The 13,985-nt window shown below is 42.8% G+C and carries 13 protein-coding genes; 8 read left to right on the forward strand and 5 right to left on the reverse strand.

From position 1 onward, the window contains the following. Positions 1–13 precede the first annotated feature (13 nt). Both pyk and AC1ECB_RS08415 read left to right on the forward strand, forming a co-directional pair. On the forward strand, positions 14–1,768 hold the full coding sequence (gene pyk, locus AC1ECB_RS08410) for a pyruvate kinase (RefSeq protein WP_485668283.1): 1,755 nt from the start codon (positions 14–16) through the stop codon (positions 1,766–1,768). A 13-nt stretch (positions 1,769–1,781) separates the two neighbouring features. Then, positions 1,782–3,149, forward strand: a complete 1,368-nt coding sequence (locus AC1ECB_RS08415) for a hypothetical protein (protein ID WP_485668284.1) — start codon at positions 1,782–1,784, stop codon at positions 3,147–3,149. A 43-nt stretch (positions 3,150–3,192) separates the two neighbouring features. Here AC1ECB_RS08415 and AC1ECB_RS08420 read toward each other — a convergent pair whose 3' ends face one another. Then, on the reverse strand, positions 3,193–4,332 hold the full coding sequence (locus tag AC1ECB_RS08420) for an acyltransferase (protein ID WP_485668285.1): 1,140 nt from the start codon (positions 4,330–4,332) through the stop codon (positions 3,193–3,195). A 248-nt stretch (positions 4,333–4,580) separates the two neighbouring features. On the opposite strand from AC1ECB_RS08420, the gene dat reads away from it, so the two are divergent. The 3 genes from dat (at position 4,581) to AC1ECB_RS08435 (ending at position 8,478) form a co-directional block, all read left to right on the forward strand. After that, positions 4,581–5,441: a D-amino-acid transaminase gene (gene dat, locus AC1ECB_RS08425; protein ID WP_485668286.1), complete on the forward strand. Its 861-nt coding sequence runs from the start codon at positions 4,581–4,583 to the stop codon at positions 5,439–5,441. Positions 5,442–5,460: 19 nt separating this feature from the next. Then, on the forward strand, positions 5,461–5,799 hold the full coding sequence (locus AC1ECB_RS08430) for a CC/Se motif family (seleno)protein (protein ID WP_485668287.1): 339 nt from the start codon (positions 5,461–5,463) through the stop codon (positions 5,797–5,799). Positions 5,800–6,780: 981 nt separating this feature from the next. Next, complete coding sequence (locus AC1ECB_RS08435; RefSeq protein WP_485668288.1) at positions 6,781–8,478, forward strand: methyl-accepting chemotaxis protein; 1,698 nt, start codon at positions 6,781–6,783, stop codon at positions 8,476–8,478. 207 nt (positions 8,479–8,685) lie between these two features. Here AC1ECB_RS08435 and AC1ECB_RS08440 read toward each other — a convergent pair whose 3' ends face one another. From AC1ECB_RS08440 to AC1ECB_RS08450, 3 genes are read right to left on the reverse strand one after another with little or no spacing between them, the layout of a single operon-like run. Continuing rightward, positions 8,686–8,949: a hypothetical protein gene (locus tag AC1ECB_RS08440; protein WP_145101309.1), complete on the reverse strand. Its 264-nt coding sequence runs from the start codon at positions 8,947–8,949 to the stop codon at positions 8,686–8,688. 55 nt (positions 8,950–9,004) lie between these two features. Beyond that, positions 9,005–10,354, reverse strand: coding sequence for a vWA domain-containing protein (locus AC1ECB_RS08445; RefSeq protein WP_485668289.1), 1,350 nt, complete (start codon positions 10,352–10,354; stop codon positions 9,005–9,007). Positions 10,355–10,359: 5 nt separating this feature from the next. Further along, complete coding sequence (locus AC1ECB_RS08450; protein WP_485668290.1) at positions 10,360–11,313, reverse strand: AAA family ATPase; 954 nt, start codon at positions 11,311–11,313, stop codon at positions 10,360–10,362. Between the two features lie 334 nt (positions 11,314–11,647). On the opposite strand from AC1ECB_RS08450, the gene AC1ECB_RS08455 reads away from it, so the two are divergent. Beyond that, positions 11,648–12,415: an acetoin reductase gene (locus tag AC1ECB_RS08455; RefSeq protein WP_021170310.1), complete on the forward strand. Its 768-nt coding sequence runs from the start codon at positions 11,648–11,650 to the stop codon at positions 12,413–12,415. A gap of 135 nt (positions 12,416–12,550) precedes the next feature. On the opposite strand, the gene AC1ECB_RS08460 is transcribed toward AC1ECB_RS08455, so the two are convergent. After that, positions 12,551–12,907: a hypothetical protein gene (locus tag AC1ECB_RS08460; RefSeq protein ID WP_021170311.1), complete on the reverse strand. Its 357-nt coding sequence runs from the start codon at positions 12,905–12,907 to the stop codon at positions 12,551–12,553. A gap of 211 nt (positions 12,908–13,118) precedes the next feature. On the opposite strand from AC1ECB_RS08460, the gene AC1ECB_RS08465 reads away from it, so the two are divergent. Both AC1ECB_RS08465 and AC1ECB_RS08470 read left to right on the forward strand, forming a co-directional pair. Then, positions 13,119–13,424 (forward strand): hypothetical protein, encoded by a 306-nt coding sequence (locus tag AC1ECB_RS08465; RefSeq protein ID WP_485668291.1) that lies wholly within the window; start codon positions 13,119–13,121, stop codon positions 13,422–13,424. Between the two features lie 11 nt (positions 13,425–13,435). Next, a complete protein-coding gene (locus AC1ECB_RS08470) occupies positions 13,436–13,936 on the forward strand; it encodes a hypothetical protein (RefSeq protein WP_485668292.1) in 501 nt (166 codons plus the stop codon). The last annotated feature ends 49 nt before the right edge of the window (positions 13,937–13,985 follow it).

The raw sequence follows: 13,985 nt of genomic DNA on the forward strand, positions 1-13,985 counted from the left end.
AGGAGTGAATAGTATGCTAAAAAAGACTAAGATTGTTTGCACTGTAGGTCCTAGCACTGATAAGCCAGGTGTTTTAAAATCAATGATGGAAGCGGGTATGAATGTTGCCCGGTTTAACTTTTCTCATGGTTCGCATGAAGATCATGCAAAACGAATTGCCAGGGTAAGAGAAGCGGCTAACAATGTAAAGAAACCAATTGCATTGATGCTTGATACCAAGGGCCCGGAAATGCGGTTAGGTTTGTTTACTGAAGGTAAAGTAAATTTAGATAAAGGGCAGAAATTTGTTCTGACAGGTCGTGAGGTAATCGGTACCAAGGAAATGGCCTCTGTCAATCATAAGTTCTTGCCGCAAGAGGTTGCTGTTGGACAAACCATCCTTATTTCTGATGGTCTGGTCAGTTTGCATGTCGATGCTATTGAGGGCGACGACATTATTACTACTGTAAATAACAGCGGCCAGATTAGTGATCGCAAACGGGTTGCTGCACCGGGAGTTGCTGTTAATCTGCCGCCTCTGTCTGAACAAGATATCGCAGATATTAGGTTTGGGATTGCTAGTCAAATGGACTTTATTGCTGCTTCCTTCATCCAGCGGGCAGCTGATGTTTTAGCTATTCGCAAGATATTGGAAGATGGCAATTATTCGATGGATATTATTCCTAAAATTGAAAATGCCGAGGGTGTCAAAAATATAGATGATATTATCAAGGTTGCAGACGGCCTTATGGTAGCCAGAGGTGATCTCGGGGTAGAGATTCCTGCTGAAGAAGTACCACTTGTACAGAAAATGCTGATACAAAAATGTAATAAGGCCGGCAAGCCTGTTATTACTGCGACTCAAATGCTGGAGTCTATGGTGTCTAATCCTCGTCCTACCAGAGCGGAAGCCAGCGATATTGCTAATGCTATTTTTGATGGCTCTGATGCGATTATGCTTAGCGGTGAAACAGCTTCAGGTCAATACCCGCTGGAAGCAGTGCAAACGATGGCCCGCATCGCCGTTCGTACGGAAACTTCCCTGCAGCTTAGCGATATTTTGATTGGTAAAGGGATTCAATTGCAGCGGACTACGACAGATGCGATCAGCCATGCTACGGTGCAAATATCGCATGAACTGGGCGCTGCTGCTATTGTAACTTCAACCCAGTCGGGCTATACGGCACGAATGGTATCCAAATATCGCCCGCAGTCCACAATTGTGGCTGTTACGCCTTGTATCAAAACGGTGCGGCGAATGCTATTATTATGGGGCGTTTATCCTATTTTGGGACCTAGCTTTAATAATACGGATGAAATGGTGCAAAGTGCTGTAGCCACTTCATTAGCCGCCGGGGTTGTTAAAGACGGTGATTTAGTTGTCGTTACGGCTGGTGTGCCTGCAGGACTGTCAGGTACAACCAATATGATTAGGGTGCATGTTGTTGGCAATATTCTGTTGCGCGGCACGGGGATTGGTCAGCAGGCTGTCACCGGTCAAATTGTTGTGGTTACCTCAATTAAAGAAATTACGACCAAGTTTAAAGCAGGTGATATTTTGGTTGTAAATAGTGTTGATGAAGAAATTGCCCCCTATGCTGCCAAAGCAGCTGCTATCATAGCCGAAGAGGGTGGACTTACATCGCATGCTGCTATTGTCGGGGTAAGCTTTGGTATGCCGGTGCTAGTCGGTGTGGATGGCGCTGTAGAGCGTTTGCAGGATGGGGCGATAGTTACTGTGGATGCTTCCCGCGGTATTGTATATCAGGGAGAAATTAACGCTAGATAGGGAGAACCCTTTTATGGCTGTATGGTTGATCGTGCTTGCTGGGATAAGCTTAGCCGCTTGGTGGTTGTACACTAGGCGGCTTGCTTGGCAGTTTAAGCATATAAAGTCTCAATTGAGTACTATTACGCAAAAACGGCAAGTAGGTAGCAGGGTCGGCAAAGCTAGTATGCGTTCGCTCTATAGAATCCTGCATACTAGTCTGACCGCCAATAGAGCGGATGACGCTTATCAAGCTCTTGACTTGCTAAAGTTAGCGTTAGGTCAAGGTCTGGGCAGGGACGGAGAGCCAGCACGATTGACTGCTGTTATCTATTTAGCTTTGCGCACTAACCAGCTTGATGTTGCTGGTCATTGTATTGACGCGTTTCGGCCATTGCTGAAAAATATGACTGTGCTAGAGTTGCCGGTTGCCATTGAACAGCTTGGTTTGATTGCAGTTATGAGTTTGAAACAACGACAGAACTTTTTAGCAGCACGTGCGGTGGACGTTATTTTTTCCGTCGTCGGGATTCAGGATGAGATTGTTTGCCGGGCTGTTATTCGGGCTATACGACTAATCGGGTTAACTGCTTTGCGACGGAAAGACACCGGTCTTGTTCGTGAAATATTGGCGAAGCTAGCCAGTTGGCTGGCAACTGAACATGGAGACAGTCCCTTGCACGAACAGGCAGCCTGGGTATTAACAGCGTGGTTACACCGGATAGTTAAAGCTGGTAATGTTCCTATGTTTGAGCTAATAACACAATATATTGAACAATTGGCCGAAAAAAATACTTTGTCAGAGAAGGCATTGACAAGCCTCATTGTAGAATGTGCTCATTTATCAAGTATGGATAGTCTTGATCCATTTAGTCAATTAAGTGGACAGATAGCCATGTTCAGCCTTGAATTAGCGGTGGAAATTAGAAACATTAGTATTTGGCGACAGTCACTTGACGGGGTTGTTCAAGCAGCCAGGCTGGCTGTAAACCAGCGGAGTTTGACAGAAAGCTTTACCGTTATTTACCCGCTCTTTGAAATAGGACGCCGTCTGTTAGCTGCTGAACTTACTGCTGCCCCAAGGCGTGATTTGTTTCGTCAAAAGGCGCTTTATATACTGATACGCGAATGCCTGCAGTTGGTAGAATTTGTGTCAAGACAAAATTTTACTACAACTATAGCAGATATTATTGAACAGATATATCAAGAATGGATTAAGTGCCCGCTTAATCCAGGTCAACACAAATCGATAAAACGGTTTTGTCAACTGCTATTTCTATATTGTACACGGATTAAACGCCGGCAGAAGATGCTGCTCAACGAAGAAGGTAGCTTTAATGCTGAAAATGTTATTACAGTGGCGGACCGGGAGCATTTGAAAACAATAGGTTACTTATCCTAAACCAAAAGGCGGACAATGATTGTCCGCCTTAACTTATAGTTGTCTATGCTTTCGCGTCAAGTCTATTTTTCTTGGGAAATGAACCAGTAAGTAACAACCCGAGTAAGGGGACGTGGATGCCTAGTTTATTGATGCTCCAGGCCAAGCCGGAACTTAAAGCAAGTGTTGTTACATAAAAGCCAATCGTAGTCAATGGCGTTAAAGCCTGGGAACGCTGATTAAGTTCAATAAGTAAATAATACATTACCAATGGATGAATAAGATAGATTACATAGGAATACTTACCTAAGTGGTGTAACATAGCGGCAAGTGATTCAGGTAATGGTCTGGTAAATATTTTAAACCAGAATAAGGTTGCACCAGCGGTATATAGCACACCCAGTGGACTGAGCTGGTGAACAGTATTAGCGGTTGCTTCCAGCGTGTAGTGCTGTTGATAGACAAGGTAGTAATAATGGGACAGCATTCCGGCTAAGGTAAGGATAAAACAGGCCGTGATTCGTCTGTTGTTTTGTTTTAGGAGTGCGAGAAACTGTGAATAACGTTCGGCACAAACTCCACCAAGGATGAAGATAAACAGATAATGAAGAACCCAATAGCTCATGCGGTGCTGGATAGCAAGGTTAAGATAATGATTATTATAACTGGCGTGAAGCAGATAACTGGAATAATAATTAAAAGCTATTTGAACAAGTAACAAGCTGACTAATCCTACTAACGGGGCCTTAAGTATCATGCTGACAAGTTGCCGCCATAAGGGCATAAGCGCATAAAACCAAACCAAAATCACTAAAAAATATAACTGGTAAGAAGCTAACCCAAACAAAAAGTATTTATATATTAGCGGCCTGTGCCAGATGTCTGTTGCGCCACTTATCCAGGTATAATGCAACATATAAAGAATAGACCAAGTCAAATAAGGTAATAGTACAGCTCGAAAGCGTCTATACATAAACGTGGGGTAGTGAAATTCTTTTTTTAGTGGTTGGCTGAGAAATAAGCCGAAAGCTGATACAAAGAAAAATATCGGCACGCTAAAGCGGGTAACTATTTCATAGATAGCAAATAGATGTAAATTAACAGCTTCATATGTCAGCGAATAAGCACCAGTATGGATGCCTAGCACACCTAACATAGATATACCGCGAATATAATCAAGAGCAACAATGCGTTGATTAGCCATAGTTTTTTTGCTCCTTACGATATAAGCTGCGACAGGTTGTGTTGTCACAGCTTATATTGCTATTTTAGATATTACCAGTAGATAAGACACTATTATCAATTATAGGCTGTAACGCGTTTGGCTGCAAGAAACTTTTACCTTACGAAAAAGGCAAAAAATTTTAAAAGCAGCAGGAAATTGGGAAAATGCTGCATAATTTGTATAGATAATAGTTTATCTATAATAATAATTTATAAGGAGATTTTTTCATGAAACCAATCGGTTTGGTAGATGGTAAAATAATAGATATAAGTGAAAATATTGTACCGATGGAAGATCGGGGTCATCAGTTTGGCGATGGAGTCTATGAAGTAACAAAGGTGTATAACGGTCATTGCTTTGCTTTGCAGCCACATATGGACAGGTTATACCGTTCCTTACGTGAACTGGCAATTCCGGCCGTATATACGTATGAAGAATTGACTGAATTTCATGAGCTGCTTATCAAAGAAAGCGGTATTATGGATGCAGCCATCTACCTTCAAATCACGCGCGGGGTATCACAAAGGACACACAGCTTTCCCGAAAATGTTGTACCGCGGTTAACGATGTCAATTCGTCCCTCCAGTGCTGTCATTGATAAGAATAAAGCCGAGGGATGCAAAGCTATGCTAATCCCAGACGAAAGGTGGCTCAGATGTGATATTAAATCACTTAATCTTCTCGGTAATGTATTAGGAAAACAAAAGGCCAAGAGCGCAGGGTGCTGGGAAGGTATCCAAGTTCGTGACGGTATTGTGACTGAAGGCACAAGCAGTAACTTCTTTGTCGTTAAGGATGATGTGGTCTGGACACATCCTAAGTGCAACCTGATCTTAACTGGTGTTACCAGAACGTTGGTGATCGAAAAAATAGCATCAGACTTGGGTATTGTGGTTGTCGAGAAAAAGTTTGATGAGGCGTTTGTTAAATCGGCACAGGAAGCTTTTATTTCAGGGACCAGTACCGAGATTACACCCATTGTAACGTTAAATAATCAGCCTGTTGGCAGCGGCAGCGTTGGTCCTGTCACTCACAAAATTCAGAAGGCGTACTGGATGTTGATTGACAAAGAATGTAAGCGTAAGTAAACTAAGGAAGGTGAAAAGTATGAACATGACAGTTACAGAACGGGCACAGGAATATATTGCCCAGGAAGGTAACGTAATTTCGGTAAGGATCGCCAAACGTCTGATACCTGGCTGCACGGCCACGAAGACAGCCGATCTTCCGACTATACAATTGGGAAAACCTGCGGATTATGAACAAGCTGATTATGAAGCAGCAACTATTGATGGTGTTGAAGTCTATGCTCATAGTTCGATTATCAATTATAATGGCCAAGTTCCTTTACGCGTTGATATTGAAACCACGTTGTTTGGCAAACAGCTGGCCGTGTATGGCATGCCAATTCCTACCCAAGGCTGTGGTGACTGCACACTGTGCTAAGAAAACCGCTAGCGCGGCCTTTTAATCTTCAACCAAAATTATAGTAATGCTATAGTCCACGATACCTTTAAACCTTGCGTACTTTGCAGTAACAATCCTTAAAATAGGCTTGGTTTTGGGCTATGGGGTTAAGTTTGGTTAACCACAAAGGACACAAAGAGCGCAAAGGGTTACGAAGAGTGGACTGTTTAATAAAGAACCTTTGTGTCCTTTGAGCACTTTGCGGTAACAATAACCTCTGCATTTTTATACTTTCTATCATAATAAGAAAAACGCTACGCGTCCTTTGGATTTGAGCACATCAGCTATCCAAAACCCAAATCCATGAATCCTATTGTTGAGTCAATAGAATTCATGGATTTGGGTTTTACTTTTGGCATTGCCCCAAAAGTAACAAAAGGTCTAGGCCCTAAGCGTCCAAAAGCTGAAAAGCCGGGCAATATTCCTAAAATCCGTAAACTCGCTACGCTCAAACAGTACGGATTTTTTAACGGAATATCGCCCGGCTTTTCTCCTGCGGAACGCTTTTTCCGGCAAAGGCCGGGGGGTACGGGAGTTACTGGGGTTGCCGGGGTACCACCTTAGGAGCACAATTCTCAAACCGAATATAGCCCAGGCGTGTGCCGGACGATGACCTCCGTTGTGGCCGGGGATGAAGCGAGCTATTTGCTCGGGGGAAAGGGAAACAGTTGTGTCTTTGAGACCGAGTGGATCGTCGACTTCCTCTTTTAGAAGGGCGGGATAAGTGAGGACGGAATGAACGGCGAGGGATTGGTCGAGAAGACCAAAACCGAGGTTGCTGCTTTGGTAACGCCTCGTTTGGCCAGAAACTCATAGAGATTGACCTGTTTAATGCTCCCTGCTTTTCCCTTTTCGGTGATTATTGGACTAAATAAGTTTTTAAATTCACAGTTTAGTTTAAAAAGGAAATCCAAAAAAAATGTCGAAATTTGTTGTATAATGGTTTGAAAATTAGGAGGAGTGATTAAAATTCGACGGATTACAATAGGAATCCAGCTTAGCGCGATATTTGCCACGACCCTAGTACTTTTAGTGGTACTCTTGGCAGTCACCATGTATCAGTTTGAGTCCGCTACCGACGCTTACCAGAATATGCTTACAGGTCCGGTGCAGCGGACCATGGCCGTAAAAGATGCCCAGAGTAGTTTCCATACCAGTATCGCCGAGATCAGAGGCTACATGGCTTATAATGTCGACCAATACGCCGATTCGGCGGTTGAAAAATTAACCGAAAGCATTCAGATGGTACAGAAATTTACCGTTGCCACCACCGCTGTGGAAAGCAAGCGAGAAGGTGAAAAACTTCAGGCCAATTTGGCGTCCTATATTGAAGACATTAAGTACCTTGTCGCTGCCAAAAAGGCAGGCGATCCCAGTCTGGATTCTAGGCTAGTTGCCGCTAGGCAGAAGACCGAACTGATCAATGCCGGATTCGTCGCTACCGTTAAAGCCCAGGACGCTGCTCTAAAGCAGCGTGCTGATGACCTCAACGTCAAGCAGAGACTGGTGTTCAAGCTTGTTATTATCTGTAGTACAGTCATTCTCTTTGCAGTCATCGCCCTCATATTCTGGTATAGTCGTGGCCTTGCTAAGCGGATGAATAATTTGCGTAACGAATTATTGGTAGCAAGCGACCTTGACTTGACCAGTAAAGACGTACAGCCCATCCGCAACGACGAAATCGGCGACATGGCACTGGCTCTCATTGCTATGAAAAAATCGTTGCGCGGGGTGGTTAACCAGGTTCAAAACAGCGCCGACACCTTAGCCGCCGCTAGTGAAGAACTGACCTCCACTGTGGAAGAGCAGCAACGCACTTCGCAAGTCATCGCCAACACGATTGGTGAAGTTGCCAGCGGTTCCGTCCAGAACACCAATAATATCACTGAAATCTCGGCAGTTATCGAAGAAGTAACCGCTGGTGCCGAACAGATGAACGCCACTGCAGCCGAAGTAAATAACAGCACTAATAAAGCGGTGACCGACGCGAACCAGGGTATGAACCTCATTCGAAAAGTGGTGTCCCAGAATGAGGCAATTGAAAAGTCCATGCATGAAATCACCGACGTATCTAGTTCCCTGGTCAAAGGTTCTACAAAAATCCAGGAAATAGTTACAGTCATCAAGAATATTGCCGATCAGACCAACCTGCTGGCTCTGAATGCGGCCATCGAAGCCGCTCGTGCCGGGGAAGCAGGCAGAGGTTTTGCCGTTGTTGCGGAGGAAGTACGAAAACTGGCGGAACAAAGTGCGGACGCAACCGGTCATATTGGAGAAATCATTCGAAAAATGACGACCGATATTGATTTCTCTGTTAATGTGGTAAATAAGGCTAACACGGAAGTCGCGGCAGGGAAAACGAATGCGACTGATACGTTAAAAGGTTTTGAAGCTATTGTCGATAAGTTGGGGCAAGTCCAATCCGGTATTGAGCAGATTAGTCATGCAGTCGAAGAAACGTCCAAAGGCATGCAGGCTGTCGTCAATAATGTGCAAAATATTAGTGCTGTCGCGCAAGAGACAAGTGCTAGCACTCAGACTGTAGCTGCAGCAGCAGAGGAGCAGACCGCCAGTTTGCACGAGGTATCATCTAACGCAGAGGCTTTGGCAAAAATGGCTACTGATCTAAACAAAATTATCTGTAAATTCAAGGTATAAAATCGCTTAAAAAATTTATCGGACGTAGTCCAAAATCTTAGCGTACGTTTTGCTGGTTATATCTGGCGGCAAAATAAAAAGGCCGCTATGGGAAAATTTAGACCCTTGCGACCTTTTGTACAGTCTTAACGTGCTTTAGATTCCGTTTCGTGAGGTGCCCCTGGATATAAAAAACTGCTGGAGGCCAAAGGCTCCAGCAGTTTTTTTTTATTTAATTATGTTACTTGCACAGCTTGAGCAACCGCCATCTTGCTCTTGGATTGCTTCTTCCAGCCGGCCATTGTTAAACAAAATCATTTCCGATATGGCCATCGGTAAAACCTCGGTTAACAGCACTTCCATAGCGTTGTGCATTGCCTGCTTTTGATCTCTATGGCTTAGCGCGGTAGTGAGCTTTTCTTCAATTGGCTCACGATAGGTAGTTAGCCAGCGTTGGTAGTGGGCAAGCAATGAAGGTCCGTCGAAATACATAAGAACACATCCTTTATTTTTTTATACTACTTTATACTTACATAGTACGTATATATCAAGATTGACGAGTTAGGTTGAGAGATAATATTTTAGTCAGGTGTGCCAGTGAATAACATTCGAACATGGCACAGAATTTGGCAAACAGCGGTATGGCATTGTTTTGGGGCCAACGTTCTTTGGGCTGGGTATTGAGCCACAAAACACGTTTAACTTTTTTGCTGATTAGGGATAATTGACCGGCCGTTTCTAGCGGTGCTAATGTGTTGGCATCACTGATGATAAAGAGCAGAGTAGACGGAGTAAGCAATTGCTTATGATCTTCTTCCAGGCTTGATAAGGCAATAAATAAATTAGTACCCTGTCCCATTTGCGAAGAATTTGTGGCTAATTTTTCCGTAACTTGGGCAAAGTCGGCACCACGGCGGAAATAATCGGTTACTTTCTCCAAATCAGTGGCAAAAATAAAGCTTTCAATATTTTTTACAACACTGGATAGGCCAAACAGCAGCGGTAGGGTAAACCGGACATATTTTGTCATCGAGGCAGATACATCACAGACAACAATAATATTAGGTTTATGAATTTTTTTTGTTTTATACTTTAAGGATATCATAATACCGCCATAACGCATATTGCGACGGATGCTTTTGCGAATATCAATAAGCTTGCGCCGGCCGGTCATGCGAAAGCGACGGGAGATACGGGTTGTTAAACGGCTGGCTAATCGCTTAATTAAGGCTGTAACTTGTGGGATTTCATGTTCGGCAATATCTTGCATATTTTTGTAGAGGAGCGGGTTGCCGCCAGTTCCGCCAAGCCCTGCCGCCGAGTCTACGACATGGTCAAGTTCGTCATGTCCTAGCAATTGACGACGGGCAGCAGCAAGCTGAGCCAAATCTTCAGGTGATAGCTGGCGTTGCCAAAAGGAAAGTGAACTCCTAAGCAGGTTTTCAACAATTGGTTGAAAGGATTCTTTAACTTTGTTACCTGTGGAGGTTTTTTCTAAAAAGTCCTGCAGTCGTTGCTTTTCCTGTTCAGGTAAGCGTTTATAGACATCTTTAAGGTTATCAGGAATTTCCAGCGGGCGTCCCTGGAAAACCAGTTCTTCTTCGGCCTGTTTGGTTTGTTCCAGGTCAAGCTGTTGTTTGGAATCCCAGGCAGTTTGCTGCTCTTTTTTTGCTTCAGGCGGCACAAAGAACAGGTTAAAGGCCTGATTAAAGGCGGCTTGATCTTCGGCATGTTTTATTAGGGTGCTTTTTAATGCTGCGCGGAATTCAGCCTGATCAAAATTATCAATGACTGTTAAGCTATCAACAGCATCAATGGTTTCAGCCGTGCTGATCCGTACTCCAAGCTGGCGCAAGATCTGGATAAACCCGACAATATTATCAGCAAGCGAGTTCAAGATAATCAGCCCTTACAGCTTGCTCTGCCATTGCAGTCACAAGCTTGCGTTTTAGTGGCAGTTGCTTGTTTGACTGCTGCACATAATCCGTCTACACCCAAATCTTTTTGAAATGCCAGCAAATCGTCATGGTTTTTTAATAGCAAGCCCATAGTTTGTTTTACTAATGTGGAATCCAGGTAATCAGCATGCATAGCAATCAAGGATCTTGTCCAATCCATCGTCTCAGCAATCGATGGCTGTTTATTGAGTGTCAGACTATGCCGCAGGTGGTTGACAGCAGTGGCAATCTGTAAGGCTAGTTTTTCTGTAGCTTCTGGTATTTTAGTGCGAATAATATTGATTTCTTTTTCGATCGAGGGATAATCAATATATAGATATACACAACGGCGGCGTAAGCCTTCTGAAAGCTCACGGTCATGGTTACTTGTCAATATCACGATCGGAATATGCTTGGCTTTGAGGGTGCCAAGCTCGGGAATGGAGATTTGGAAATCAGAAAGGATTTCAAATAAAAAAGCTTCAAACTCCTCATCTGTTTTATCAATTTCATCAATAAGTAATACCGCACGTTTTTCGGCACGAATAGCTTTGAGCAGCGGTCGTTCCAATAAGTATTCCGGGGAAAAGATATCCTGCTCGGAAATATCTTGGGAAGCGTTATCCCGGATCATTTGGATTTTAATTAATTGCCGTTGATAATTCCATTCATATAAGGCTTTGTTTTCATCCAAGCCTTCATAGCATTGCAGCCGGATAAGCTCAGTATTAAATATGCTGCTTAGGACTTTGGCAATTTCTGTTTTACCAACACCAGGCGCACCTTCAATTAATAGTGGTTTTTCCAGTTTTAAGGCTAGATAAACCGTAGTTATTAGTTCCTTATCACTAATATATCCTTGGGCCTCAAAAGCAGCTTTTAATTCTGTTGCGGTGAGCGTGTTCAATTGATTGTCCATCTTTTGTTCTCCTATCTCCATAATAGCTGTTGCTTTAATTTTACAGCATATTGATAATAATTGACAAGAGAAAACCGTTCTTTTTTAATGTAGCGCTACACTTGAATCATTTAAGAACAAATGTATCGCTACACTTGAATCATTTTCCTATTCTGGATACGATTTTAATGGGGGCAAACTATACCAATTAAGCTGGAAAGAAGATAAATATTAAAAATTCTATAAATATATGGCTTTGGCATAAAATATGCAACTATAAAGTTTATGAAATTTACTTTATCTTAATGTAGTTATAAAGTAAAAATCGAAAACAAATAAGGGGGAGGATCTAATTTTGACTAGAACAGCGATTGTAACAGGTTCAGGCCGGGGTATTGGCAGAGGAATCGCACTACGATTGGCTAAAGATGGTTTGGATGTAGTAGTTTGTGACATTAATGCCGAAAACGCTAAAAAGGTATCAATGGAAATTGAAGCTCTCGGACGTAAATCATTAGCTATTGTAGGTGATGTATCCAAAGAAAAAGATGTTTATGCCATGGTTGACCAAGTGGTCGAAAAGTTCGGCAAATTAGATGTAATGGTTGCTAATGCCGGTATATGTCATATCAAGTGGGCTACCGAATTGACTACCGCCGAGTGGGACCAAGCTTTTGCGGTAAACTGCCGGGGAGCGTTTTTATGCGACACGGCCGCCGCTAAGCAGATGATTAAGCAAAAAGGCGGAAAAATTATCAATTGCTCGAGTATCGCCGGTCACGACGGCTTTAGCCTATTGTCCGCCTATAGCGCAACAAAGTTTGCCATACGGGGTTTCACCCAAGCTCTGGCCAAAGAATTAGGACGTTATGGAATTACTGTAAACGCATATTGCCCTGGCATCGTAGGTACAGATATGTGGGATCTAATTGATGAGAAGATGGGCCCTTATTTGAACCTTGGCAAAGGGGAAGTACTGAAAGAATACACCAAACTTATTACTATGGGACGAGTTGAGACTCCAGATGATGTTGCTGGTTTTGTATCCTACCTAGCTTCAGCTGATTCTAATTATATGACAGGTCAAACCATTATGATTGACGGTGGAATAGTGATGAATTAAAGAGGAAAACAAGCCACATTTGTATATCAGATCTGTTTTCATCAAAAATCCTATACCAAGTAACCAGCCTCTGCCCATCCAGGGTAGAGGCTGGTTACTTTTTTTTGAAATGTCGTAGAAATTAAAATGTAGAGGCTATAAAGTTAGGCCAATAAAGGAACCACTTTTGAATGGAGTATTTTCAACTAACTGGCTTGGTAAGATATCAAAGTGTTTAAAAAACTTCTTTGCGCCGATATAGGCGCCTTTAGCCGCATATCTTACAGGAAAAGCATTAGGTTTCAACTCTTCTGTCGGCAAAATGCCGAGTGCCCGGTTTTCAGGATCATAACCAAGCATGCAGAAGTTGCTGTTTTCTAACAACTGGGTGGCGTTTTTGTTAAAAACAATACGACCATTGGGACGCACTTCCACTGCCGGTTGATCATTTTTTGGCAGGCGGGTGCGATGTGGCTCAAACAAAGTAAAGGAAAAATCTCTTTCTTCACTCATGGTATTCACTCCTTGGAAAGTTAGTCTGCAATAAAAAGTATGCTCAAATTAACAAAACTATAAACATTATTTTAAAAAAATCATATTATTTTTGATAATTTTTATAGTTAATCAGCAGAAGGCAGGAATTTTATAAACTTGGGCATAATTTATGTTAGTAAGTCTTTAGTTGATAGTCATAGGCTATCGCAGAAAGTAGAGGGAGATGACAATGAATCAAACATGGTTTAAAATACTGGCAGCGATGATTATAGGCAGTATGCTTAAGTATCTTGTTTTCAGCGCCTTAGCCTGGGTGGTTATTGATTTAGCCGTACTGGGAGTAGCTTATTTATTATTACGACGCGATCCTTTTACAGATATGAGGCATTCGATGCTGTTTATTGGCGGGCTAACAGTCGTCAATGTACTGGTTGACTTAGGAATAATTGGGGGAATGATTGGCAATCTTGTTCTATTGGCTCTTTTAGCCTATATGATGTTTGGCCGCGACTACACTCGCCGTCGGCGCAGATAACAGGAGTAATTATGTCAGACAATCGGATTATTACGAGAACAGCGCTATTGTTGGCACTTACCCTGCTCTTTCAGTCACTGCGGTTTTTAATTCCCCTGCCGCCTTTTCTATCTACTTTTATTATTGGAAGTTTGGTTAACTCTTCATTACTTATTGCTGCTGAAAAGGCAGGTTTATGGCCGGCGCTCGTTATTGCGGCAGTTACACCGTTGGTAGCCTATTTTCAAATGCTGCTGCCATTACCGGTGTTTATTCTTCCTGTTGCGTTAGGAAATGCGGTTTATATTTGCTTGTTTTTGTTTGCCTGTAAATGGGGGCACATTTCAGGCACTGTTTTAGCAACAGTAGGCAAAACGGGATTTTTATACCTGACATTTACTTGGTTGCTAACCTTTATAGCTATTCCTGCCAAATTGGCTGCCGGGATAATGCTTGCAATGAGTTGGCCGCAATTAGTTACTGGTGTCCTGGGGGGCTTGCTGGCTTCGCTGGTAGTTAAACGCATTCGGTAAGCACTCCACACCGGAGTGTTCTTTTTTTGTTTTGGGTTAAAGCAGGAAT

The organism is Sporomusa sp. 246TCP1 (assembly GCF_057319775.1).